Below are 24,165 nucleotides of genomic sequence, written 5' to 3'. Positions count from 1 at the left end.
ATGAGGACGCTTGGATACATCTTCATTTTCCTTGGATTATTGCTCCTTCTGAAGGAGTTTCAGCCGGCAGTACTCGAGCCGCTGAGGGTTTACGCGCCCTACATAAAGAACGCCTTCTGGGGCGTGACCCTGCTGGCCCTCGGCCTGTACATGCTTACCAGAAAGACCCTCAGGAAAGCCGTCCTAGTGCTCTACATAATCTATCTAATCCTGTACCTGGTGGTGTGAATGGAGCGGTGGAATATTGTGAGAGCGTTTCTGCTTGGCCCCCTGCTGGAGGCGGCACTTCCAAAGCCCGGCAACGTGAACCGCTACCGCGACTTCAGCGACCTCACCCTCTACAACTTCATATTCGCCAACACGGCTGTTGTGAGTGTTTACCATGAGGCCGTGAGGACTGCGGAGCTGGTCAGGAGGGGCGAGCTCTTCCCGTCTGAGGCTGGTATTGGGAGTCTGATAAAACGGGCGGTGATAGCGTCGAAGGAAGTCCAGGACGCCAATCCTAACTTTGGAGTTCTCGTACTGGGGATACCTCTGGCCATGGGTTCTTCCCTCTCGAAGAACCCCCTGGAGGCTGGAGAAAAGGCCCGCGAGCTCATCCGGGCCTCGACGGTTAGAGACACAATGGAGCTTTACCGGGCAATCAGGACGGCCAACCCGAAAGGAATACCCGGCGGTGTCAAGTACGACGTATATTCCGACGACTCATTTGAGGAGCTCTTCAGGGACGGAATAAACCTGTGGAAGCTCGCTGAGATAAGCTGTGAGAGGGAGCTTGTCTTCTGTGAGTGGCTCACCGGCTACGAGCTCACGTACTCGACCGCTGAGAGGCTGTTCCAGCTCATAAAAGAGTACCCGCTGGAAGATGCTGCAGTCAGGGCCTTCCTCGAACTTCTGGCAAGCAGGGAAGACACTCTCATAGTCAGGAAAGCAGGGAAGGAAGAGGCAGAGCTCGTGATGAACAAAGCCCGTGAAGTTCTCGAGGGAAGGCTCAGCGTTGAAGAGTTCGATGCCTTTCTCCGGGAAAAAGGTGACCTGAGAAACCCTGGAAGCCTCGCCGACATCATGGCGGCATCGCTCAGCGTTTTAGCCCTCGCGGGCCTGAAAATCAAAGTTGTGGATGGAAAAGCATGGGGAATCATGGGACAACCTTAAAGCGCCTCGCGGCTGGGGCGTATCCAAGGGCTTTGGTGTCAACGACGACCGCATCTCCGCCGAGCTCCTCAAGGATTCTCACCCTGAGGCTGGAGAGCTCAAAAACTTCCTCCTCTCCGCCAAACTCCTCGTTTACCTGTTCTTTTATAAACTCATAAGCTTCCTTCCCGACGAGGACGACATCGGGCTCAAAGCCCTCCAGCTTCAGCTCGTTCGCCTTCTCTTCAACAGAGCTCAGAATCCTTATCAGGTCTCCCCTCATAACTGTCACCATCTCTGGGTTGTCCCGAAGGTTAAAAACGTTTGCAGGAACAAAACCCGGGAAAAGAAAAAGACATCAGGAAATCTTCTTCAGCTTCACGACTTCCTTTGCAAACTCCTCAAGAACCTCCTTCCTCATGCCCTCGAAGAACTTTATCGAGCCAGCGTAGCTGTGACCGCCGCCCTCGATTCCGGCTGACGGAAGCTTCTCCTGGAGCTTTGGAATTATCTCGTTGAGGTCAAAGCCGTAGGCAGCCATGCCGTCGCTGGCCCTGACAACCGCGAAGTCCGGGCCGTAGGCTAATGTCAGTATTGGCGAGTCCTCACCGTACTTCTCCTTGAAGTGGTCGTGGATTAATCCAGAGAGCTTGCCTGGAGACGGATAGCTGAACTTCGGCGCGAACAGCTCCACATCTATAGTGTTGAACCTTACCCCGTTCGGCAGGACGACGCTCTTGACGTGCGGCAGGGAGGCCCTCAGTGCCTTTTCCTGCTTCTCCTTGACCTCGGGATAGATGGCATTGATGAGCTCGCGGTGTCTCTGGAGGTTTCCTGTGAGGAGGAGTATTTCATCGATAATGCCGTGTCCGTCCATGAACTTCCAGAAGTAGGCCTCGTGGTCGATTACCTCTGCTATCTTCTTCAGGTCTTCCTCCGTGAGGCCCTTGGCCTTCTTCGCTATCTCGAGGTACTGATAGAACTCCGGTGCCTTGCTCCTGTCACCCGTTCCAGCTATCGCAGGAAGGTGCTTTATCTTGTCCTCTACTTCTGGATTGATAAAGCGCGCCACTTCGGTGGCGAGCATTCCGGCCGTTAGCTCGTAGTAGCCGCGCTTGACGTGGTGTGGGTTGACGTGAACATCGACGTAGTCATCCACCTTCGCCTTATCCTCGCTCACCCACTCGCGCGGGTCGTGGTGGTCTATGACCACTATCGGGACGCCGTAGGCGCGAATGCGCTTGTAAGCCGGAATGTCCTCGCTCGTTCCGCCGTTGTCGACTATAACAACTAACGGGAGCGGGTCGCCGAACTTCTCGTGGTCTTCGACCATGAAGATAATGTCCTTAAGAACATCCTCAAGCTCGTAGAAGGGTGCCCTGCTCGGCCTCCTCTTGAAGAGCTTCCACCTCGCCTGCGGGTCTGGTGATATCTTCTCGATGAGGGGGACTATAGCGTACTCAAGGGCCAGGCCGGATGTATAGCCATCGGCATCGGCGTGATGCCTCAGGAGTATGGGCCTGCCTTCCAGAATGGCCCTCCTTATCATGAAGGCAGCTTTCATTATCTTCGGCTTGAGCTTCTCAAGAACCTCGCTCTCCACCAGGAAGCCAACGTCTTCCGGCTGTGCCCTCCTGTCGAGCTCGGCCTCTATCTGTTGCTTCACCCTCGCTGCATCCGGGCCCCAGAGCCTCGCCATGTCGCTGGCTTCGATCTGTATTTCGCCCGAGTGGAAGGCAACCTTACCGATGACCTCAACTATGTCCCCAACGTTGATGTTCGGGTAAGCCCTGACTCCGGGCGCCTCAAAGGCCGCTACCCAGGTTATCCCAGTTCCGTCGGTTATCGTGAAGACCGTCGGCCCGCCGGTTACCTGAACTTGGGTGATTCTTCCCTGTATCCTGACGGTCTTACCCGCCATGTCCTTGCTCAGCTCGGCTATCGGAGTGACCGGAAGCTCCTTCCTAACAACGACCGTCTTGTAGTGCTTGAGGGCAGACTCTATGAGGTCGACCTCCCTCTTGTCGGGTCTCACATCGAGAACCTGCACGACTATCTCGTCGCCGGGCTTGTACTCCCTTCCACCGAGGAGGTCTTTCCTCTTGATGAGACCCGTAACGTGTGGGTTGAGCTTGACGAAGACGCCGAAGCGCTCCACCCTGTCAATCGTGCCCTTGTACAGGCTACCAACTTCAACGTCTTCATAATCACATGTCTTATCGAGGATGTAAACGACCTTGTATTTCCTCAGACAGTCAGGACAAACCCACGTTGTCTCCATGCCCGGCTCCCAGGGGCCTTTTATCTTTCCACAGATGTCGCAGGCTAGAACTTTCCCAGTTCCCCCGCAGGTCGGGCAGGTGTCGTAAACTGGAACAGTACCCTTCCCATGGCACTCAGGGCAGGGTATCTCATCAACTTCATCCTCAACTCCAAGGTGATCTAGGTTTCTGTAACCCTTGAGTTTGTCTCCAATCTTAAAGTCAGCTGGAACGTATCCCCAGCCCTCGCAAACGGGGCACTCCTTCTCGCCAACTTTTACTTTGCCCGTTCCGTGGCATTCGGGACAGTCTTTCACAACCATCTTCTCTCACCGGCCTAAGTTTGAAGGTTGCCTTAAAAAGTTAGTTAGTCCGCTTTGGGTCTTCGGGGGATATCTCCAATCGTTGCAACCTACACAAATACATACACAAATACCTTAAAAATAATCGAAGAGTAATTCAGATTGGTTGATGATTCCCTTAAAGGGGGGATTGTTGTTGAGGTTTAGGCAGAAGATTTACGTCGCGATCATTGGAACTCTCACGGTGATAATGCTCATAATGGCGGTTCTCCAAGTTAGGGGGATCAGCCGGATGGGGGAAACCGTCGAGGAGACAATGAGTCCGGCCCTATTGGAGCAGGCGAAACATACGGCGTTATTGGAAAGTGAAAGCTACTCAAGGGAGATTGATGGTGTTATGTATGCGCTCCGTATGTTGGCCGATTCCTATGCTAAGTCCATAGAGAAGGAATACTCGTTTGGCTCCTACATCCCCGGATATACGGATAGCCCCCCGTTCTGGAACTACGTTAAAAAGATTCTTCAGAGCTTTAAAAATTCCGATGAGAGGATAATCAACGTTTACTACGCGGATTTCAGGGGGAGGCTGGAAATAATCCCGCCAGCGGAGCTTCCAGAGGATTTCAACGCGACGAAAACTAGCTGGTATCAGAGGGCGGTAAGTGAGGGGTCCTTCTGGACGGATCCGTATACGGATATGATAACTAACAAAACTGTGGTCAGTTACATCGTCCCCATTAAGTATGAGGGAGAAGTAAAGGGCGTTCTTGGGGTTGACGTCGATGTCTCCATCATAAAGGAGGAAATACTGAGAGCAAAACTCGGAAAAACAGGTTACTCATTCGTTGTCAACTCAAACGGCACCGTCATAATACATCCGAACAGCGACCTCGTTGGGAAGCTCAACATTTTTGAAGATCCATCGTATTCGGCCCTTTCCAAGGCTCTGGAGAGGAAAGATACTGGCGTCATTGAGACGACCCTCAATGGGAAGGACGTGCTGGTGGCATTTTCGAAGAGCAGTGTGTCAGGATGGATAATATTATCAGTCGTGCCCAAGGAGGAAATGATGGCCTCCCTGCTCAGCGCCCTGGAGAGGGCCAGGGGTGAGGCATCAAAGAGTCTCGTTTTAAGCCTCCTCGCTTCTTTGGCTGCTGGTATAGTGCTGGCTCTCCTCAGCGTAAAATATCTGCGCGACTCTCTCAGACCCATAGAAGAGCTCACCAAGGCTGCTGAATTGATTGGGGAAGGGAAATTGGAGGAAGCAAAACGGCACGTGTCGTCGATTGACTACCCGTACAGGGACGACGAGATAGGAAAACTCCTCACCGCCTTTGAGGCAATATCGAAGGATGTCATAGGCACGCTGAACGGGGTCATCGCCCGTCTGCAAGACATGGCGGAGGGCAGGCTGAACTACACCCTCGATGAAAACGCGCGCGGTGACCTCCAGAACATAATCCTCGCCCTTAGGGAGACCTCAGCAAAGATGAGGACGCTCATCGGAAACATCAGGGAGATAGGGTTTGAGCTTGATAGGCAGGCTGATACACTGGCGGAAATCGCGGAGAACGTCAGGCATTCCATGGATCAGGTCGGCGAGGCGGTGGAGCAGGTGAGCATCGAGGCCCAGAGGGAGCAGGAGAACATCAACGAGATAACCGAGGGCATGCGCGTGGTTTCTTCCATAACAGAGGAGACAGTAGATACAATGAACGAGTTTGAGAGTGCCGTGGGGGAAGTTGTCAGGATAGCTGAAGAGGGCAGGAGCAAGGGAGAGCTGGCCATTAAAGATGTCGAGAGCATAAAGCGCTCAATGCACTTCATAGATGAGGCCGTTAAGGCGGTCAGTGAGATGAGCAGGAAGATCGGTGAGATAACCCAGGCCATCAGCGGCATTGCCGAGCAGACCAACCTGCTTGCCCTGAACGCGGCCATTGAGGCGGCCAGAGCAGGTGAGGCAGGTAAGGGATTCGCAGTAGTTGCTCAGGAGATACGCAGTCTGGCTGAAGACAGCAAGCAGGCTGCCGAAACCATAAACAGAATCATTGCGGAGATGGAGGAGAAGGTTCAGAGGGCCGTTGAGGAGACGCAGAGGGGAGTTAATACCGTTTCGAGGTCAACACAGGGTCTCCAGGAGAGCCTGGGCTACCTGGGTCACATCGCCGAGATGATAAGTGCCGTCGGTTCCAGGGTCTCGGAGGTTAAGGAGCAGGCCGAGAGGACGAGGGAAGAGGTGGAGAAAGCCCTGAAGGCGCTGGAGAACCTCGCTGCAAGTGCCGAGGAAACGACCGCCAGTGCGGAAGAGGTAAGCTCCGCCATGCAAGAGCAGAGGGCTGAGATAGAGAGCCTAGCAGAAGAGGCCAGAAAGCTGCGCGAAATCGCGAGGTCACTCCGCCAGAACGTTGAGCAGTTCCAGCTCTAAGCTTTTCTGACTTTTCTTCTTGTTTTCTATCATCTCCTCCCGAAAATAAAAGAAGGGGCTAAAAGGGGATTAAAACACGCCGCCGAGGTAAGCGAAGTACGCGACGAAGACTATGGTCAAGACGTACATTAGCGGGTGGACTTCCTTCCAGCGGCCGCTGAAGACCTTGAGGATGGTGTAGCTGATGAACCCGACTCCTATTCCGTCGGCTATTGAGTAGGTGTAGGGTATCGTCACGAGGACGAGGAACGCTGGAAGTGCCTCTGTCGGGTCGCTGAAGTCAACTTCCTTGAGGGCGGTGAGCATGTAGTAGCCGACTATGACGAGGGCCGGGGCTGTTGCAAAGGCAGGGATTGCTCCAGCCAGGGGAGCTATGAAGAGACCTATCGCGAGGAAGAGGAAGCCGGTAACGAGGGCCGTCATTCCAGTCCTTCCGCCCTCCTCTATTCCCGCGGCGCTCTCGATGTATGTGGTCACCGTTGAGGTTCCGAGGACCGCACCGAAGGTCGTTCCTATGGCGTCGGTCAGGAGAACCTTCTCGGCATCGGGAACCTTTCCGTCCTCGGTCAGGAAACCAGCCTTCGCGCTCAGTCCAGTTACGGTTCCAAGCGTGTCGAAGAAGTCAACCATGAAGAACGCGAAGACAACACCCAGGGCTCCTGCGTTTAGGAGTCCGTGGAGGTCCATCTTCATGAAGGTGTAGCTTATGTCGGGCATCGAAAAGAGACTCTCAGGCCAGGGAGCGGCCCCTGTTATCCAGCCGAGGAAGCTTGTCGTGAGTATTGAGATGAGGAGCGCACCCTTGATGCGGAGCGCAATGAGGATTCCGGTTAAGAGAAGTCCAAAAACGAAGAGAAGGCCCGCTTTGGTCGTGAGGACCTGAGCGTTGAGGCCCGTAAAGGCGAGCTTTCCGATGAGGTTTACCTCCCCGTTTATGACGAACTCGCTTCCAGCGGGGGCCGTTACCTTTGCCGTGAGCAGACCAACGTCGTTCAGGCCGATAAGCGTGAGGAAAAGCCCGATTCCAGCGCCTATAGCGTACTTCTGGCCCGTAGGTATCGCGTGGATTATCGCGCTCCTGACCTTGGTAACGCTGAGGACTATGAAGATGAGACCTTCGACGAAGACGGCCGCGAGAGCCACCTTCCAGCCGTATTTAGGAGCAACTGTGTAGGCAAAGTACGCGTTGAGACCCATTCCAGGTGCGAGGGCAAAGGGCTTCTTGGCGTAGAGACCCATGAGAATGGTTGTAAAGCCCGCAGCTAGAGCTGTCACAGCGACGAGTGAGTTGAAGGCCTCCTTTCCCATCGCATCGCTGAGGATGGATGGGTTCACGAAGAGTATGTACGCCATAGTGAGGAAAGTGGTTACCCCAGCTAAAATCTCGGTCTTCATATCGGTTCCATACTTTTCGAACTCGAAGTACTCCTCAAACCATCCCATGAGCGTCACCTCCGTTTGACTATTACCTGCTAATAAAACCGATTTTTAAATCTTTTTTTGACGTAGAAATGTAAAACCGGGAGCAGATGAAGGTCTGGTGCGTTTGGGCAAAACAGGAAAAAGCAATGGCATCAGAATGGCCACCTCATTCGAGGACAGAATACGAAATAACCTCGACGCTCACTTCCTTGGGGATGTCTTCCGGGCTGAAGGGCAGTTCGTTAAGGAAGCGCTCCGCAGTTATGGTCTCGCCACCTATCCTCAGTCTCAGGCGTATCCTGCCCGGCAGGAGGTCGTAGCCCACGATTCTTGCCCCCTTTCCGGGCTTCACGAGGACGTTTTCGGGCCTGAAGAAGACCCTAACTTTTCCATCTCTTCCCGTTTTGAACTCCAGAGTGCCAAGGCGGGCGATTCCGTTCTCAGCTTCAAGCTCCAGTATGTTGCTCAAACCCAAGAACTTGGCGACGAACTCCGTTTTCGGGTGATAGTAGAGTTCAAGCGGTTTTCCTATCCCCTCTATCCTTCCCGAGTTCATCACGGCTATTCTGTCGCTCACGGCCATTGCCTCTTCCTGGTCGTGGGTGACGTAGATCGTCGTTATCCCAAGCTCCTTCTGGATTCTCCTTATCTCTCCCCTCAGGCGCTCGCGTATCTTGGCGTCGAGGTTGCTGAGGGGCTCGTCGAGGAGGAGAACTTGTGGCTCTATGACCAAGGCCCTGGCGAGGGCTACCCTCTGCTGCTGGCCGCCTGAGAGCTGTTCTGGGTAGCGGTTTTCAAACCCCTTGAGGCCGACCAGTTCAAGCGCCCACTCGACCTTCTTCTTTATCTCGTCCCTGGGAAGCTTCCTCATCTCAAGGCCAAAGGCGACGTTTTCAAAGACCGTCATGTGCGGAAAGAGCGCGTAGTCCTGGAAGACTATCCCAATGTTCCTCTTTCCTGGTTCCAAGTTCGTAACATCTGTCTCGTCGAAAAACACCCTTCCAGAGTCGGGTTTTTCAAGTCCTGCTATGATCCGCAGGGTGGTCGTCTTCCCGCACCCGCTCGGCCCGAGGAGCGTCATCATCTCCCCGCTCTCCACTTCAAGCTCCGGAATCTCGAGTGTAAAGCCCTCGAACGACTTCCTTATTCCCACAAGCCTAACCCTCACCATACTTCCTCACCGGTTCTCTCGATGATTATGAAGCCGAGAGCCGAGACCGCCATGAGGAGAACGGACAGCGCCGAAGCGCTCCCGAACTGCCTCGCGCCGAGGAACTTGTATATCGCTATCGTCATCGTGGTGTATTCGGGAGTCGCGAGCATGTAGGTCGCACCAAGCTCCGCAATGCTCATCGCGAAGGCGAATATTGCTCCAACCACCAATCCTCCAGCGGCCAGCGGTAGCTCAACTCTCAGGAAGGCTTTCCACTCCCCTGCACCGAGGCTGAGCGCAGCTTCCCTAAGGTTTGGCTTTATCTTCTTCAGGGCAGTTGAAACGGAGCGAAGGACGAACGGATAGGCTATAACTGTATGGGCTATCACGATTATCCAGATGGTGTAGTAGAGGGGTGTCGTACTGAAGAACTTCACGTAGGCGAAACCGATGGTTATCGGCGAGCTGGCCAGCGGGAGCATCGCGAGGGCATCGAGCAGGACTTTTCCCTTAAACTTCCAGCGGTTGAGGAAGTACGCTATCGGCAGGCCGACCAGAGTTGAGAGGAACACAGTTGCAAAGCCGAAGAGGAGTGAGTTCCTTATCGCTCCGAGGGTTGAAGTTCCGAACATCGGGTTGTACTCGGTGGAGAATATCCTTCTGTACCACTCAAGGCTCCAAGTTCCGTTGAAGCGCAGGGAGTCGTAGACGACGGCCCCAAGCGGCGCCAGGATAAAGACCACGACAAAGATGGAGTAGAGAACTATCCCGAGCCCCTTAGGGCTTAAGATTGACCTGATGGTCAGCTCCTTCGGTTTCCTCATTATTCTCTGCTCCTCTCTCTTTGAATACGCCTCAAGCGCCTTCAGGTAGAGGTACATGAAGACCACCGAAAGGGAGAGCTGGATTATTGCAAGAGCCGCCCCGGTTCTGAAGTCGAGGAGGGTAACTATCGTCGAAAATATGTCCACCTCGATGGTAACATACTGGTAGCCGCCGAGGATGAGTGGCACGGAGAAGCTGAGGAAGCAGAAAACGAAGGTCAGCATAGCCGAGGCGAAGATGGCCGGTGAGATCAGCGGGAGCGTGACCTTTCTGAATAGGGTAAACCCCTTTGCCCCTAGAACCTCAGCCATCTCCTCGTAGTGGGGGTTGACCCTCTGCCAGAGCGCCGAGACCATCCTGACGACAATCGGGAAGTTGTAGAAGGAGTGGGCCAGAAGGATTGCCTTCCAAGAGTAGATTATGCCCGGGTCGCGCCCTATCAGTCCCGCAATGATGCCGCCCTTCCCGAAGAGGATTACGAAGCCGAGCGCTACCATAATGCCCGGCATCACGAAAGGAACAGTCAAGACGGCCTTTATCAGTCTCTTTCCGGGGAAATCGTAGTTGGCGAAGATGTACGCCCCGGGAAGGCCGATTAGAACGGTTAAAACCGTTGACGCTAAAGCCTGGGAAATCGTGAAGAGGATAACGTTTCGGTGGTACTCGTTGCTCAGGACTGCCCGGAGGTACTCCAGGGTTGGCCCGTTTTCCCAGACTCCAAGACTGAGGATGCTGAGTATTGGGGCGTAGAAGAAGAATACGAGAAAGGCCAGTGGCGGCAGGATGACCGCGAGCGCTTTTGGTCTCATGCCTATAACTCGGTTCTTCGGGTTTATAAGCGTTGATTGGGCAAGGTTGTTAAGGTCTGGTGGGCTACTCATACCGGTGACTCCCATGAAGGCCCCTGACCTTGGAATAAGGATAGGTCTCCACGAACCCGGAAAGAGGAACTCAATAGCCGACCTCGGAGTTAAAGTCGGGCACACAACTCTCATCGAGGGCGATGACGTAAGGACTGGCGTTACCGTAGTTCTACCGCCGGTAAAGAACCCCTTCAGGGAGAGGCTCTTCGCTTCGACATTCGTCATGAACGGTTTCTCCAAGCCGATAGGCTTCGTTCAGGTTGACGAGCTCGGCTACATCGAGACGCCGGTAGCTCTGACCAACACCCTGAGCGTTTATACCGTCGCCAGTGCCGTCGTCAGGCACATGATTGACCTAAACCCAGACCTGAAGAGCGTCTCGCCCGTCGTTATGGAGTGCAACGACTCCTACCTGAACAACATCAGGAAGATGGCGGTTAAGGAAGATCACTACTTTGAGGCCGTTAAAAATGCCTCGCTCGACTTTGAGGAAGGCGCTGTGGGGGCTGGGACAGGAATGAGCGCCTTCGAGTTCAAAGGTGGTATAGGCTCTTCCTCAAGGGTCGTCGAGATTGGAGAAGAAGAGTACACGGTAGCTTCACTCGTTCTGGCAAACTTCGGAAAGAGAGAAGACTTAACGATAGCCGGAGTTCCCGTCGGCGAGCTTTTGAAGGACTATCCCGGTAGGGGGACTTCAGGGAAGGGCAGCATCTCGATGGTTGTTGCTACCGACGCTCCACTCACGGCAAGGCAGCTTAAGAGGCTTGCAAAGAGAGCAGTAGTGGGGCTGGCCAGAACTGGCGGCTACGCCTACCACGGGAGCGGAGACATAGTGCTGGCCTTCTCCACAGCCCAGACCGTTCCAATTGGAAAAGAGCCGGAACTGGTTAGCTTCCTGCCTGACAACGCTCTCAGCTACCTCTTCAGGGCGACCGCCGAGGCAACGGAAGAAGCGATAATAAACGCCCTCCTGCAGGCCAAGACCGTTGAGGGAAACGGGCACGTGAGGTATGCGCTTCCGGTTGAGAGAGTTTTGGAAACGCTCAAAAAGAACCGAGCATCATAGCCCCTCGATCTTGGGGATGACTTCCTCTGGGCTGCCCTTTAGAACGGCCCTTCCCGCGGCTATGACCACAACTTCGTTCGCGAACTTCATTAGGGGCCTCCACACATGGGACACCGCCACGATGTTCAATCCATCGTTCGCGAGCCTTCCGAGCGTCTCTGAGACCTCATTTATTCCCCGAAAGTCGAGGTTTGCGAGGGGCTCGTCTAAAAGGACCAACTCTGGTTTTCCAATGAAGGCCTGGGCCAGGGAAAGCCGCTTCATCATTCCTGCGGAGTATTCGCCAATCCGCCTGTCAAGAAAACCCGTAACCGAGAACATCTCGGCACTCTCCAGAACGTTATCGTCATCGGCTCCCTTGAGTCTCGCGATGTAATCAAGCCACTCCCGCCCGGTTCTGTGCTTCGGGAGTGCGGGTGGATCAAAGGAGACTCCAAGCCGTGATTTGACCCTTTCATTGCTCCAGGGGGCCTCGCCGAGAACTTCAACTCTCCCCGAGCTGGGCCTGTAGAGCCCCGCGCATAGTTTCAGGAAAGTGCTCTTGCCACCACCGTTTGGACCCAGGATGAGCGTGAATCCCCTTTCAATCTTCACGCTTATTGAGTCGAGGGCTACGAGCTTTCCAAAACGCTTGCTCAGATTTTTTGCGGTGATCATCTTCTCCCCTCCCTGAAGAGCAGTAACGCGAGAATTATTGCCGAAGTTCCGCCGGTGAAGTATTTTATCTCCAGGATTCTCCTCGATGGATACTTTGAAGTCATCCGGTATGCCAGGGTAACCGGTGCATAGTAGCTGTTTATCTGGGCAAAATAATAACCGGCGTGCTTGATTTTCAAGTATCCGTTGAGCTGGCCCTTGGGAGTCTCGTTAAGGAGAAATCCATTTCTCTCCGGGTCGTAGAACGAAACGCTGTAATTCGCACCCATTCCGGCGTTGGTCGTCACGCGAAGAACGCCGGCGGATGGCAGTACAAAACCTTTTTCGTTACTCACAACGCCCGAAGTGGACGTTCTAAGGGCCTTTTCTTGCAGTGGGAACGAGAGGAGTGTGAAGATCAAAAGGGCCAGGAGGAACGCTTTTATGAGCCTCACGAGACATCCCTCCACTCGCTTAGAACGAGCGTGAGTGAAAGAACGACCAGCGGGAGCAACAGGCAGGGATAAAACGTCGTGTTAAAGAAAATGCCCAGCTTTTCCCATGGATCCCAGAACACGGCGTGGGCTTTTATGAGTCCATCGTTCAGAATTCTGGGAGGCAGAAAGTCCCAGCCAAGGATCTCCGGGACGTACATCACGGTTATTCCGCCCAGGATCGCCGCAAACGTGCCGGGGCTCAGCACGGCTATCATGGAGGACAGGGACGACACGTAAAGCGCCGCTTCAAGCCAGTAGAGAATGTGTATAAGCAGGTAACGCTGACCGAGCATTCCCTCCTTGATCATGGTGGGACTGTCCCCGTAGGAGTAAAGGTAGGCAACAAGGGCCGCACTGAAGGCTGAGAGGAAGAGGACTACAAAGACCGCAATGAACTTTGCCAGAACAACCTCGTAGTTCCTGAGGGGAAGGGAATAGACGCTCTTTGCAACCCCCGTGTCCCTGTCGTATCGGATGGCCAGGGATGTGAGGAGAACCCCAGTAATGGCAAAGATCGCTGTGGACTTATCGGAGAGTCCCGGAAAAAGCATGGCAGTCCCAGCGGCCGCGTGCTCCCTGGCCGTTCCCAGCCCCATGGTCATCACGTTCGTATCAATGTCGAAAAGATTGGTGTAGAACGTCACCGCCAGCAGGAGGAAGCTGAAAACAAATATGAGTGCCACGTAGGGGTCCTCCAACTCCCATTTCAGCTGCTCTTTGAAGCGCCCCATTGGCTCACCTCCTCCTTAGAGCGATCCCAGTTAGCAGTATCACCACGACGAGCGCGAGAAGTTTGTGAGTAGTGCCATAGGAGTTTCTTCCTGAGGACGGCGCTGGCGCTGGTATTTTGGTTAGTTTCTTAGTCGGGGTATCGGAGTTCATGGACTCATTAGAGGTTCCCGCATTCTTTCTGACCTTCTCAAGGGTTATGGTGACGTTGACCACCTTTCCGGGCTCCAGGTATGCGGTCTTGCTCGCGTTCATGTACCCCTCCAGAGATACATCCACAGTGTAGCGTCCAGGTTCAAGGGCCAGCATGCATGGGCTCCGGCACGTTTTGTTCCCAATTGATACCAGGGCCCCGGATGGCACCGTGGTGACCGAGAGAACCGGCAGGGGCTTCAGACCGATTTTTAGAACCCTCGACTCGTTTGGAGCGAGCAGGACGCTCAAGTTCTCGGCGACGTGGCCGGGGGCTGTTACGTGGATGAAGTGTCTCCCCGGTGAGGTCTCAACGGAGCGGTTATTCACGGGTTTCCCGTCGATGAAGACGGAAGCGTTTGATGGGGTCACGTTGAAGAACAACCGCGCGGGTAGAGGCTTGAGTTTGAGGTTGAGCTCCCTTGTTTCTGGAACTGAAAAGTTCACGGTGACGCCGCTGTTGTTCGTGAAGGCCGTGAGGGTGTAATTCCCCTCCGGAAGGTAGATGGTCCCAGGTGAGACCCCTGCTGCCTTGGCGTTTCCGACGACTTCAAAGCTGGCCGCGGGGGTGGTGTTCACACGAACCCCGTAGAGCTCGACACTCTCTTCCCTCACCCTGATGAGCTCAAGGGCGGTCCTGAGGCTGTATGAGATACCGTACTTTTCCCAGGGTCTTGGCTTTACCACGGCCGTCACGAGAGTGTGATTGAGTCCCACGCTTAAGTTGTAAGTGTCAGTTTTTGGGATATGGTTTATGGTGATGGTGTCTCCGTCGGTAGTCGTTCCGGTGACGTTGTACACATCTTGAGTAACCACGGGCAGGATTATAGTGAAGGGAGTTACCATCGAAGTCGAGCTAACGTTGTAAAGGTAGCCATTTACGAGCTCCACGTCAGAGGACACTTCAACTGATGAGAGGGGAGTCAGAAAACTTGTGTCCTTGAGGGCAATTCCTGATGTTCCAAAGGGGCCAGCAATCGTATAGAAGATGTACTCCAGCTTTCCATTTATATCTTGGATGCCACTCCTTAAGTAACATGGTGTTATAGTGTTATTGATCGTGAGCTTTGCGATTGTGTCTCCAGCGTCTTCTAGGGTCATCGGCAGAGGTCTGTCGATGTAATAAAAGGGACTCCACGCTCCTCCACATCCCCTTGGAATCCCAAGGCTTGGGCGAGAGCTGTATTTTGGGTAGTGTTTCCACCAGTCGTACGTCACTTTAACACCGAGGATCGTGAGGTTTCCCTCCACCAACTCATCAGGCTCAACTGTACTGAATTCCACCCTCACGAGTTTTGAAGCGTTAACGAAGACTTTGGCCTCAAGCTTAACTTGACCCTCTGCGCTCACAGTGTAGTTCCCCACCGGAAGAACGAGAGTTATTGGGGTGTTAAAAACTCCAACGCCGCGAACTTCAACCGTGAGGTTGTCCCCTTCTATCGTGAGGGCACCGTAAGCGGAGCTGGCCAGTGCTCCCTGTGTTGTGGGATTGAAGATGGCAGTCAACAGCAACCCCATTAGGAGGAGCCTCTTCATCTTTTCCACCTCCGGATGAGCGAGACTACAAGGGCCCCTACACCGAAGAGCATGTAGTACTTGAGGGCGGTATCGGGACGCGTTCCTGTTCTGTCCTCAGGGAACCGAATGTTGGTTTTATAAAGTACAAACTCGTAGGGCCAGTACTCTCTAGAGAAGTCAATTTTGTCGTTTATCTCTGCTGAGTAATAGTTGAATGGGGCGACGAACATTATCCCCGCTGCGTAGAGTTCTGGATATGGAGAATCTATGTCAATTGCTATCCCCGTGTTCAAGTCGTAGAGTGATTCAAAACCTATAAAAGAGCTTAAGTAGCCTTTTTTCTGATAGATTATCGGCAACCAGTTTGATCTAATCCTCACTAGCGGGGGGCGGAAGGTTCTAACGAAAGTGTGCACGAGTTTGTCCTGGGCAAAGGTTACGTTATTCACCTTAAGATCTCCCACCACCGTAAAACCATATCTCTTCAGTATTGATGCTTTGTAGAGTAGGCTCTTCCTTTCGGGGAGGTTGTAGGGGAGGATGAAGAATGTGGGTCTGCCCAGTTTGGAGCCGTTGATGTAATAGTATCCGTCGGTGAGGTTGAGGAAAAGTTTTCCCCTGAACGTCAGTGAATCAACCCAGCATCCTGGACTCGGCGTCGCGTTTTCCAGCGTTAATGTGACAAGAACCACTGCAGAAGAATTCGTCACATCCGTAAGATTAAAGGTGATAAAGATTGGACCGAAAACTAGAAAACTCCGGAGGATTGAGTAATTTTTTGAGTTCTCTATACCTTCCCTGAATTCCTGGCATTCTCTCTTTCCATTTTCAAAAGAGGATTCAAAAGACTTCCTGTTCTCCGTGGACAGCTCTGAGGGAATGAACGATACAGAATTGAAGTAGTCCTTGTATCTTCCTTCCCCCGGCAACACCGCGTACGTTACGTACGTTCCGTTTTTGAACCAGGAGGGTGGGGTGAAAGCGCCTGCATAAGAGACAAAAAACAATGAAAGAATGAAGAAGCCCGCGAGAGGTCTCTTCACGGCCGGACCCTCCATTTATCCGGGTGGCCAGTAGTGGGGTATTCTTGCGTAGACCCTGGCTTTCTTTCCTGTGTCTGGATCGATATATTCAACCAAAGAGTAGGCCCATTTCCAATCCGGGTCTATTTCAGTCACCTTAGCCCTTCCTGTCAGTTGTACTCCCTGTGCCACTGCGACAAGATTTGGTGATTTTGGGTTTTGATCCGGAATTATGCGAACGAATCTCGAGTGGCAGATGAGGACCTTGGCGTGAGCACCGGCCCAAACGAGAACTTCTGAACTCCAGCTCTTCTCATCGACGTCGTGATCCCAGACCTCTTTGCATGACGATGTCGACGCAGCCGAGGGCACAGGCAGTCCCCACGCCGATACTAAACCAAGGAGTAGTCCCCCAACCAGGAGGACCCCCAGCACTTTCCTAAGTTTCATAGGTATCACCTGCGTATAGGCAATTTTAACTATTTATTTTTGATATATAAAATTTTCTAGCAAACAAAATAACTTGCCTTCAATTTGAATAATTAAGAACATATGTGGACATTATTGTGCTATAAATAATAGTATGAGTAGTTAAAAACTGTTCCTCTGGCCTTCCCCTTGCCGTGAATGATGAGACTATCAAAGAAAGGGTATTGGGTCTGGAGTGGGTGGTGTTCTAGAAAATCGTATCCTCTTAAGTACACACCCGCTTGGATATTATCGTTTCAGGAACACTCAGATTTGAAAGAACGCCTGGTTTCGAGTTCAATGTGCTTATCTATGGGCATCGATTTGGTACCACAAATTGATATGGGGCATTTATTGAAAATAGAAATTCTTAAATATGCAACTTTTTCTTCATACCTATGAGGTGATGAAATGGCCAGGATAGTTTTAACAACCGATGAGACTCTGACGAGCACGTACCACGACGTACCCCTGCTAGACTTTCTCGGCTGTGCGCCCTACGACAAGCTCCCGAAGTGGGTTTTCAGGTTTTTTGACACCCAGCTACCTGATGAGAACGGCGTTCTGACTCAAGCGCCCTACGGCCTCAGGAAGGTCGAGGCAGCCCTTCTCAGGGATGGCTTTAGGAGGGATGAGGTCGTCGTCGCTCACCCTCGCAAGATTGAGAAGTTCATAGGGAATGACACCACCATCGTTGCCCTCTACGAGATGGACCCACTCGGCCTGGGGCCGGTCAGCATGATGTTCACGAACGGTGGCAAGTGGACGAACTACACCAAGGTCAAGTTCCTTGAGCTGGTGGAGAGGATAAACCGCATAAGGGAAGGCAAAAAGCTGGACTTCAAACTTGTCGTCGGCGGGCCGGGGGCCTGGCAGGTTGACTTCAGAAAAGAGGGGCGGGAGAGGCTGAAGATAGACCACGTGGTAATCGGTGAAGTAGATCACGTTGCGGGAGAACTCTTCAGGGAGATCGAGAGCGGGAGCGCCGACGAGACTATCTTTATCAAGGGCTGGCCGCGGGTGGAGCAGATCCCGACGATAGTGGCGCCCTCTTACAAAGGCCTCGTCGAGGTGATGAGGGGCTGCGGAAGGGGCTGCCGCTTCTGCGAGCCGAATCTGAGAGTCGCTCGCCACATACCGCTAGAACAGATTGAAAAGGAGGTAAGGCTCAACGTCAGCGCTGGAATCGACCACGCCTGGCTCCACAGCGAGGACGTGTTCCTATACCGCGTCGAGGATAAGAAGAACTTCTACCCGAACGCCGAGGCCGTTGTTGAACTGTTTGAAATAGCCAGAAGATACACGAAGAACGTGAACCCGACCCACGGGGCCGTTGCTGGCGCTCTGGCCGTTCCTGGAATGGTAGAGGAAATTTCCCGCATCGTTGATGCAGGCCCAGCTCACTGGATAGGCATTCAGGTCGGCTTTGAGACGGCTTCGCCGAGGCTCATCGGGAAGTACATGAACAACAAGATGAAGCCGTTCTCACCTGAAGAGTGGCCCTGGGTTCTCCTCAACGGGACGTACGTCCTCAACAAGAACTACTGGTTCCCCGCATACACAACGATTCTGGGATTGCCCGGCGACACTGATGATGACGAGATAATGACTGCCCAGCTGATAATCACGATGGAAAGGGAGCTTGAGGAAAAGCTCGGCAAGGGGGCGCACTTCACCGTGACTCCGCTGGCGTTCGTTCCGATGGGCCTGCTCAAGAACCAGGAGTTCTACCAGATCGACGAAATGATAACCTACGGCCAGTTCCTCCACCTCTACTACGCTTGGAAGCACATGATGAGGGAGGTAACTAGGGGCCTGCCCGAGGTTATGAAAAACAACCCATTCCTGATACCGTTCTACCCGCTGGCGAGGCTTGGAACTAGGATCGTCATAAGGCAGATAGAGAAGTGGGGCAGGAGCAGAGGTTATGAGGTAAAACCTCTTGAGCCGCTTGATATTCGGATTGAGGTAGAAGAACACCGCTGGTATTCTCAGCCGAACCTTGTGGAAGCTTACTGATTCTGGAAGTTCATTTTCTTTCATATTTTATTATTTGTCAAACTTTCGGAAATTTCCGAAAGTTTTATAAGTTCTGCGTGCTAATGTCAAATGGAGATGAGATCATGCAGGCGTTCCTCCTGCTCGTGACCGATGCCCGGAACGACGACTGTGTCTTGGAGCGTGTTCTTGGCCTTCCGCAGGTCTTTGAAGTTCACCGTCTCTACGGGTACTATGATATCCTAGCTAGGGTCAGCGTGGAGGACCCCGAGGAACTTTCAGAGATTCAGAGAGAACTTTTAAACACCGGAAGGGTTCTCCTTATAGAGACATTAATCTGTGCGGAGGGAGCGAGTTGAGCGTTGAAAATGCTAAGAGGATAATGATGGAGCATTTTGCGAGTACGGCGAGAAAGTTCGGCCTCAGCGAGCTCTACGGTTACATCTACGGCGTGCTCTTTTTTGAGGATGAGCCCATGAGCCTTGGAGAGATAGCCGAGAGAACTGGCTACTCGCTCTCCCACGCCAGCAGTGCCCTCAAGTTCCTTGAGAACCTGGGACTCGTCGTGAGGGTAAAAAAACCCGGCGATAGGAAGGCATATTACAAAGCCGTGAAGAACATCCAGGAGTGGCGCAGGGCGGCGTACTACAAGAGAATCCTCGAGGACGTTAAAGAAACCCGCGAGAGTCTTCTGAGGGCACTTGAGGAGCTGGAAGGAGAGGAAAGTGGGGAAGCCGAAAGGGTTAGAGAGAGGATAGAACTCCTCCTCAAGAAGAATCTCGTGGCGGAGAAGATAGCGGAAATACTCTCGAAGGGCGATGAGAAAGTTCTTCGGGTCATCATAGATTGCATTGAAAAGAGGTCAAAAGGAACTTCCGACGGCGGCTCTGGTGCTGCGCTTTAGGCCTTTATCTCCTCATACTTCTTCTTCATAAGGAGGGCGTCTTCCTCTATGTTCGGGCTCTCGCTTATGACGACGCCTTTAACCTTGAACTCCTTCAGGACTCTGAGCAGGTCTTCCCAGTTCATATCGCTCTCCTGGAGAGGCAGGTGTCTCTTTTCACCTTTGTCAGTGTACTCGATGCCGCTCATGTGGATGTGCATGTTGTCCAAAGCCTCTCTGCCGAGTCTGTCTTCGATGAAGGACAGCATCTCGCGCCACTCTTCAACGCTGTTGCACTTTCCCCTGTTCCTTGCGTGGGCGTGGGCGAAGTCTATCGTCGGAAGAACCATCTCGAGCTCCTCGCTGAGCTTCACTATCTCCTTCAGGTCGCCGAACTGGGTGGGCTTTCCAGTTAGCTCTGGCCTTATCCAGACTTTCACGCCTTTGTCCATCAGCTCCTTCTGGATGTCCTTGAGTGCTTCGAGGATTCTCTGATAGACGCTCTCTGGCGGCTGTTTGAGGTAGTAGCCCGCATGGAAGACGACGCTCCAGCCACCCGCCTCGTAGAGCCTCTCGGCGCTCTGGATTATTCTCTTCTTGCTCGCCTCGACCTTTGCCTTCTCCTTGGCGTTGAGGTTGATGTAGTATGGGGCGTGAGCGGTTAGGAGAACGTCGTTCTTTTTTGCCACGTACTTGATTTTCTTTGCCAGCTCTGGGGAAATGTTGACACCCCTCACGAACTCAAGCTCCATAGCATCTAATCCGAGATTTCTGACGTGCTCGATGCCAGTAATCGTTGAAGGCTTCGGCGTTGACAGCGGTATTCCCGCCGTTCCAAAGCGCAGTCTGTCCACCTTGAACATACTCACCACCGGTATAAATTAGGTCTTCCTAATTTAAATGTTGCCCCATTCAATCTCTTCCCCGAGGGCCTTTTCAAGCAATCTAACTTCCTGCTGAATCTCCTCTTCAAGGCGGGCCTTCAGTTTTTCGAGCTTTTTCTTCTCGCTCTCAAGCTCGGCAATCCTGCGCTCCAGGAAGCTTATCTCGTCTTCAAGATGCCCCGCGCGTGAAAGTTCTTTTTCCATGGCACTTCTAAGTTCACGAATTTTTCTGTCCAGTTCTTTAATCTCACTGACAGTGCTTTCGAGGTTCTCACTCAGCCATTCAACCGATTTGCGGGCCTTTCCTTCAAACCTCGGCTTGAGCGTTTGGAGGAGCGAGACCACTTCCCCCGGCTTTTCGAGTGCCACACCACTGTCCCTGGCAAGCTGATCGGCGAGACCACCCATGCGGAGCCTCTTTAGGGTTTTCTGGATTTTTGAAACGTTTGACCTGACTTCCATCTCGAGCTTTTTCTTCTTGGTGATAAGGTTTTCAAGTTGCCCTTCAATGCTCTTGACTTCTGGTTTCTGGCGCTCTTGTTCGATTTCCTTTCTTTTCAGCGATATTTCTTCTAGAAGAGACTCTATCTCGGAATTGATGAAACTGAGCTTTTCCTTCACGGTTTTAAGCTCTTCTATCTTTTCTTCAACTTCAAGCTTGGGGAGTGATATCCTCTGGGTCTCTTGGAGGTATTCCCTGTACCCTTCGTCTATCTCCTTGAGAATCGAGTTTATTGCCCGAACTTCCTTTTCAAAAAGTATTATGACGTGCTTTCCGTAATCAATATGGACTTTTCCCAGTTCGGGAAGGCGCTTTCCGAGGTCTTCAATGTCCTGGATGCCCTCAAGGGCGCGTCTAAAGGCCGAAACGTAGGCGCGCCTGTCGGCTTCGACGATCTTAAGGAGAGTCTCGTCAACGTTTTTAGGGGGCTTAGCCTTCTCAAGTTTTTCAACGGCCCTTTTCAGTTCCTTCTTTTTCTTGGAGAGCCATTTTTGGTAGTTCTTTCTTATTTTCAGGGCTTCTTTCTGCGACTCTTCAAGCCTTAGCTGATACTTTCTGAGTGCGTCTTCCATTCTCAACGTTCATCCATCCCTTAACTTTTCCGCGGAGGTACGCCCCCGCTAAAACTGCCAGCCCAACGTCCAGAATGCCTAGTAAGAGCTTCTGGAAAACCTCAATGTCGGAAACAGTGAATATTGAAAGAGCGTATCTAGTCGTGAGGTCGAGTGTCACCCAGAGGGCGGGGGTCATGAGGAGCGCCGAGATATAGTACCATATGTGGTAGTCGCGCCTCAAGTAGGCGTGAAGGACTTTTCCGGCTATCATTACGGCAATTCCAATGGTTATTGTCCCGGATATTGCGTTCAGGTATATCAGCGTTGCCAGAAGCGACGTTCCGGGGTAGCTCCCTATAAGCTGCAGGGAATAGCTTTCCAGGTTCAGGTAGGCGTTTATTGCGCCGCTGACGATTATTAGAATTCCAGCCACAAAGGACAGGACAACTACGAACTGCTCAACAACCGCGCGCCTAAAAGCTGCTAAAGCTCCCCCAATATCCAGGTTGAACCCTTTCGTAAAGAACAGACCGCCGATTATCAGAAGGACAGTACCGGAAATTACCGTTGACACTATCTTCTCACTCTGCGGATACCATACACCTACTATCTTTGAAAGGCCGTAGAGCAGAACGATAAGGCCTGGAATACCGAAGACGACCTTCGCAACTTCCGGGTCGCTCAGTATCTCCTTCATGTACTTCACTATAATGTACCATGTCGTTTCAATGCCCGGGCTTTGCTTGACCACAACGCGGTGGGAGGTTATGATAGGGACTTTTGAAGCTATTATGGGAAAAATCTGCTCGTCCTCCGCCCCATCGGTTACCGGGATCACACCATCGGCCGGAAAAACTTTCAAAACTTCATCGAGCTGTCTGGCGAGCTCCATGTCACTCTTCAGCCCGACCTTTGGATGGCCCGTGATCAGGGCAACTTCGACATCGTCAAACTCGCCCTTCTCCTTCAGCTTGTCGTAGAGCTTTATAGCAGCGTAGAGAACGTTTGCATCGCTGTCCTCGGGATCGGCCAGACTAAGCTTTACAGCCGCATCTAGGCAAGCGGCTCTCCCGATAACCGGCCCCTTAACTCCGGCTTTTTTCCCAAAATCGTCGTCCCTATCTATGGCCAGGATTAGCACCCTGATATCAACCACCCCTGACCTTCTCCATGACTGATTTTACCTTGTCCTCCATGTGACGCTCTTTGTCTCTCCTGTCGTCAATCCGCACGGTTGTTGAAACCCGCTCAGCTCCAAGCTTAAACATGAGTTCGTGCGCCTCCGCGACTATTTTGAGGACGTCTTCGACGGTTGGAGCTTCGATAATGGTGGCCATCGGCGTCAGTTGGTATTTAACACCCTTTCTATCTAAAAGCTTTACTACTTCGGCGACGTACCTGCTGAGGCTTTTCTCACCCAGGGGGACGATGACGAACTCCGCTATGACCATTTTCGGCACCCGTCTTAAATTCCTTCGGCGATGTTTTAAACTTTGTGTCCTGGCTGAAGCACATGTTATAAACTTTGGAGTTCAATTAAGGATGGAGGTGATGGGGATGTACCGCATAAAGGACGAGTGGGGGGAGTTCCTCGTCAGGCTCGCGAGGAGGGCAGTTGAGGAGTACGTCAGGCATAAGAGGGTCATAGAGCCGCCTGAAGACACTCCCACTGAGCTCTGGGAGAAGATGGGCGTCTTCGTAACCCTCAACAGGCACAACGTTCCTCCCCAGATGGCACTGAGAGGATGCATCGGCTTTCCGCTCCCGATATACCCGCTCGTTGAGGCAACGATAAAGGCGGCGATATACGCGGCTGTTGATGATCCGCGCTTTCCGCCAGTCCAGCCCGAGGAGCTTGACGAGCTTACCGTTGAAGTCAGCGTCTTAACCCCGCCAGAGCTCGTAGAGGGCCCGCCTGAGGAGAGGCCTAAGAAGATAAAGGTCGGGAGGGACGGCCTTCTCATAGAGAAGGGCATTTACTCGGGCCTGCTCCTGCCTCAGGTTCCAGTCGAATGGGGCTGGGACGAGGAGGAGTTCCTTGCCCAGACCTGCTGGAAGGCCGGCCTTCCACCCGACTGCTGGCTCGACCCAGATACGAAGGTCTACCGCTTCACCGCTGAGATTTTCGAAGAGGAGTATCCGAGAGGGCCAGTGAGAAGGAAACCGCTGGTGTGAAGTTGGGAGATACAATGGGGCAGCTGGAGAATACAGAAGGTCTCGGGCGAAAACATCAATCTTCCTGGAGTTTTTCAATTTCCTCTTCCAGTCTCTTCAGCTTTCCCTTGAACCTTCTGACCTGGGCGTTTGCCAGGTTTACGATTTTCTCAATGTAAGCTTCATCGACCCACAGTTCCCCGTTCTCACCAAGCGGGACGTCCATCCTCTCGGTTGAACGTATCTCAACGACCAGCTTCTTGTGGCTCACGCTCTTTATGTTGGAGTACTTGAAGCCGAGCCCTATGGCAAGGTTTAACAGTCTCACAGCGTCCTCAAGGGTTCTCGCCCCAACGTGGAGTATTGGACTCCTGACCAGAAACCAGAGCTGGCCGGAGCGGTGTTTTCCCACCGCCTCAAGGACTTCTTCGAGCCTGACCTCCCTGTGCCACTTGCCGAGCCAGACGGAATTCACCTTGTCACCGAAGTGCGGCATCTCCATGACCGAAATCCTTCCCGAGCAGGATGATGTCGTGAAGTAGTTTTGAAGGGCGTTTATCTTCTCCAGGAGCGGGATTATGTCATGGTCCACCTTGCCCTCTTCAAGGGCCTTCCTCAGGCCTTCCATCGCCTTTTCCTTCTGCTCGTCGAAGTTTTCAGTGTAGAGGAACACGCCT

Annotated in this window: 24 protein-coding genes; 8 read left to right on the top strand and 16 right to left on the bottom strand. The window is 52.8% G+C overall.

Annotated features, from left to right (window positions below):
• Both ACZ5TN_RS05085 and ACZ5TN_RS05080 read left to right on the top strand, forming a co-directional pair.
• Positions 1 to 228 (top strand): hypothetical protein, encoded by a 228-nt coding sequence (locus ACZ5TN_RS05085; protein ID WP_011249107.1) that lies wholly within the window; start codon positions 1 to 3, stop codon positions 226 to 228.
• On the top strand, positions 229 to 1,155 hold the full coding sequence (locus ACZ5TN_RS05080; RefSeq protein ID WP_464917336.1) for a triphosphoribosyl-dephospho-CoA synthase: 927 nt from the start codon (positions 229 to 231) through the stop codon (positions 1,153 to 1,155).
• Here ACZ5TN_RS05080 and ACZ5TN_RS05075 read toward each other — a convergent pair.
• Together ACZ5TN_RS05075 and ACZ5TN_RS05070 are read right to left on the bottom strand one after the other, a co-directional pair.
• Positions 1,139 to 1,417 (bottom strand): family 4A encapsulin nanocompartment shell protein, encoded by a 279-nt coding sequence (locus ACZ5TN_RS05075; RefSeq protein ID WP_464917519.1) that lies wholly within the window; start codon positions 1,415 to 1,417, stop codon positions 1,139 to 1,141. The two genes, ACZ5TN_RS05080 and ACZ5TN_RS05075, sit on opposite strands and share 17 nt — an antisense overlap.
• Before the next feature lie 75 nt (positions 1,418 to 1,492).
• Entirely contained in the window at positions 1,493 to 3,718 is a 2,226-nt protein-coding gene (locus tag ACZ5TN_RS05070; protein ID WP_464917335.1) for an OB-fold nucleic acid binding domain-containing protein, read from the bottom strand.
• Positions 3,719 to 3,866: 148 nt separating this feature from the next.
• Between ACZ5TN_RS05070 and ACZ5TN_RS05065 the strand changes: the two genes are divergently transcribed.
• Positions 3,867 to 6,122 (top strand): methyl-accepting chemotaxis protein, encoded by a 2,256-nt coding sequence (locus tag ACZ5TN_RS05065; protein WP_083755794.1) that lies wholly within the window; start codon positions 3,867 to 3,869, stop codon positions 6,120 to 6,122.
• Positions 6,123 to 6,191: 69 nt separating this feature from the next.
• On the opposite strand, the gene ACZ5TN_RS05060 is transcribed toward ACZ5TN_RS05065, so the two are convergent.
• From ACZ5TN_RS05060 to ACZ5TN_RS05050, 3 genes are all read right to left on the bottom strand, one after another.
• Positions 6,192 to 7,565, bottom strand: a complete 1,374-nt coding sequence (locus tag ACZ5TN_RS05060) for an NCS2 family permease (RefSeq protein WP_464917518.1) — start codon at positions 7,563 to 7,565, stop codon at positions 6,192 to 6,194.
• A gap of 145 nt (positions 7,566 to 7,710) precedes the next feature.
• Positions 7,711 to 8,715, bottom strand: coding sequence for an ABC transporter ATP-binding protein (locus ACZ5TN_RS05055; protein ID WP_464917334.1), 1,005 nt, complete (start codon positions 8,713 to 8,715; stop codon positions 7,711 to 7,713).
• The gene (locus ACZ5TN_RS05050) at positions 8,709 to 10,331 is read right to left on the bottom strand and encodes an ABC transporter permease (RefSeq protein ID WP_048053795.1); all 1,623 of its coding nucleotides are present in this window, start codon (positions 10,329 to 10,331) and stop codon (positions 8,709 to 8,711) included. Before ACZ5TN_RS05050 ends, ACZ5TN_RS05055 begins: the two co-directional genes overlap by 7 nt.
• 85 nt (positions 10,332 to 10,416) lie before the next feature.
• Here ACZ5TN_RS05050 and ACZ5TN_RS05045 point away from each other — a divergent pair, with 85 nt between their 5' ends.
• On the top strand, positions 10,417 to 11,451 hold the full coding sequence (locus tag ACZ5TN_RS05045) for a DmpA family aminopeptidase (protein WP_464917517.1): 1,035 nt from the start codon (positions 10,417 to 10,419) through the stop codon (positions 11,449 to 11,451).
• Here ACZ5TN_RS05045 and ACZ5TN_RS05040 read toward each other — a convergent pair.
• From ACZ5TN_RS05040 to ACZ5TN_RS05015, 6 genes are read right to left on the bottom strand one after another with little or no spacing between them, the layout of a single operon-like run.
• Positions 11,446 to 12,108, bottom strand: a complete 663-nt coding sequence (locus ACZ5TN_RS05040) for an ABC transporter ATP-binding protein (protein ID WP_011249116.1) — start codon at positions 12,106 to 12,108, stop codon at positions 11,446 to 11,448. The two genes, ACZ5TN_RS05045 and ACZ5TN_RS05040, sit on opposite strands and share 6 nt — an antisense overlap.
• Positions 12,105 to 12,542 carry a hypothetical protein gene (locus ACZ5TN_RS05035; RefSeq protein WP_011249117.1) on the bottom strand — a complete coding sequence of 146 codons (438 nt, stop codon included), beginning with the start codon at positions 12,540 to 12,542 and terminating at the stop codon, positions 12,105 to 12,107. Before ACZ5TN_RS05035 ends, ACZ5TN_RS05040 begins: the two co-directional genes overlap by 4 nt.
• Positions 12,539 to 13,315, bottom strand: coding sequence for an ABC transporter permease (locus ACZ5TN_RS05030; protein ID WP_464917333.1), 777 nt, complete (start codon positions 13,313 to 13,315; stop codon positions 12,539 to 12,541). Before ACZ5TN_RS05030 ends, ACZ5TN_RS05035 begins: the two co-directional genes overlap by 4 nt.
• Before the next feature lie 4 nt (positions 13,316 to 13,319).
• Complete coding sequence (locus ACZ5TN_RS05025) at positions 13,320 to 15,041, bottom strand: PEGA domain-containing protein (RefSeq protein WP_011249119.1); 1,722 nt, start codon at positions 15,039 to 15,041, stop codon at positions 13,320 to 13,322.
• A complete protein-coding gene (locus ACZ5TN_RS05020; protein ID WP_011249120.1) occupies positions 15,038 to 16,066 on the bottom strand; it encodes a hypothetical protein in 1,029 nt (342 codons plus the stop codon). Before ACZ5TN_RS05020 ends, ACZ5TN_RS05025 begins: the two co-directional genes overlap by 4 nt.
• Positions 16,067 to 16,081: 15 nt before the next feature.
• Entirely contained in the window at positions 16,082 to 16,495 is a 414-nt protein-coding gene (locus ACZ5TN_RS05015) for a hypothetical protein (protein ID WP_054840410.1), read from the bottom strand.
• Between the two features lie 429 nt (positions 16,496 to 16,924).
• On the opposite strand from ACZ5TN_RS05015, the gene ACZ5TN_RS05010 reads away from it, so the two are divergent.
• The 3 genes from ACZ5TN_RS05010 (at position 16,925) to ACZ5TN_RS05000 (ending at position 19,415) form a co-directional block, all read left to right on the top strand.
• The gene (locus ACZ5TN_RS05010; RefSeq protein WP_464917332.1) at positions 16,925 to 18,532 is read left to right on the top strand and encodes a B12-binding domain-containing radical SAM protein; all 1,608 of its coding nucleotides are present in this window, start codon (positions 16,925 to 16,927) and stop codon (positions 18,530 to 18,532) included.
• A gap of 83 nt (positions 18,533 to 18,615) precedes the next feature.
• On the top strand, positions 18,616 to 18,870 hold the full coding sequence (locus ACZ5TN_RS05005; RefSeq protein WP_464917331.1) for an Lrp/AsnC ligand binding domain-containing protein: 255 nt from the start codon (positions 18,616 to 18,618) through the stop codon (positions 18,868 to 18,870).
• Complete coding sequence (locus tag ACZ5TN_RS05000; RefSeq protein ID WP_464917330.1) at positions 18,867 to 19,415, top strand: GbsR/MarR family transcriptional regulator; 549 nt, start codon at positions 18,867 to 18,869, stop codon at positions 19,413 to 19,415. The genes ACZ5TN_RS05005 and ACZ5TN_RS05000 overlap by 4 nt, the downstream gene beginning before the upstream one ends.
• Here ACZ5TN_RS05000 and ACZ5TN_RS04995 read toward each other — a convergent pair.
• The 4 genes from ACZ5TN_RS04995 to ACZ5TN_RS04980 are packed head-to-tail and all read right to left on the bottom strand — an operon-like array spanning position 19,412 to position 22,785.
• Entirely contained in the window at positions 19,412 to 20,257 is an 846-nt protein-coding gene (locus ACZ5TN_RS04995) for a deoxyribonuclease IV (protein ID WP_464917516.1), read from the bottom strand. The two genes, ACZ5TN_RS05000 and ACZ5TN_RS04995, sit on opposite strands and share 4 nt — an antisense overlap.
• 33 nt (positions 20,258 to 20,290) lie before the next feature.
• Positions 20,291 to 21,358 carry a coiled-coil domain-containing protein gene (locus tag ACZ5TN_RS04990; RefSeq protein ID WP_464917329.1) on the bottom strand — a complete coding sequence of 356 codons (1,068 nt, stop codon included), beginning with the start codon at positions 21,356 to 21,358 and terminating at the stop codon, positions 20,291 to 20,293.
• Positions 21,315 to 22,490, bottom strand: coding sequence for a DUF373 family protein (locus tag ACZ5TN_RS04985; protein WP_048053635.1), 1,176 nt, complete (start codon positions 22,488 to 22,490; stop codon positions 21,315 to 21,317). The genes ACZ5TN_RS04990 and ACZ5TN_RS04985 overlap by 44 nt, the downstream gene beginning before the upstream one ends.
• Entirely contained in the window at positions 22,483 to 22,785 is a 303-nt protein-coding gene (locus ACZ5TN_RS04980; RefSeq protein ID WP_011249128.1) for an MTH1187 family thiamine-binding protein, read from the bottom strand. Before ACZ5TN_RS04980 ends, ACZ5TN_RS04985 begins: the two co-directional genes overlap by 8 nt.
• A gap of 106 nt (positions 22,786 to 22,891) precedes the next feature.
• Here ACZ5TN_RS04980 and ACZ5TN_RS04975 point away from each other — a divergent pair, with 106 nt between their 5' ends.
• On the top strand, positions 22,892 to 23,509 hold the full coding sequence (locus ACZ5TN_RS04975; RefSeq protein WP_464917515.1) for a TIGR00296 family protein: 618 nt from the start codon (positions 22,892 to 22,894) through the stop codon (positions 23,507 to 23,509).
• A gap of 55 nt (positions 23,510 to 23,564) precedes the next feature.
• Here ACZ5TN_RS04975 and taw3 read toward each other — a convergent pair whose 3' ends face one another.
• Positions 23,565 to 24,161, bottom strand: a complete 597-nt coding sequence (taw3, locus tag ACZ5TN_RS04970) for a tRNA(Phe) 7-((3-amino-3-carboxypropyl)-4-demethylwyosine(37)-N(4))-methyltransferase Taw3 (RefSeq protein ID WP_464917328.1) — start codon at positions 24,159 to 24,161, stop codon at positions 23,565 to 23,567.
• Positions 24,162 to 24,165: the final 4 nt, after the last annotated feature.

This window comes from Thermococcus sp. JCM 11816 (assembly GCF_055396515.1).
Note: the sequence above shows the minus strand (reverse complement) of the source record. Positions and strands in the feature narration are given on the sequence as shown.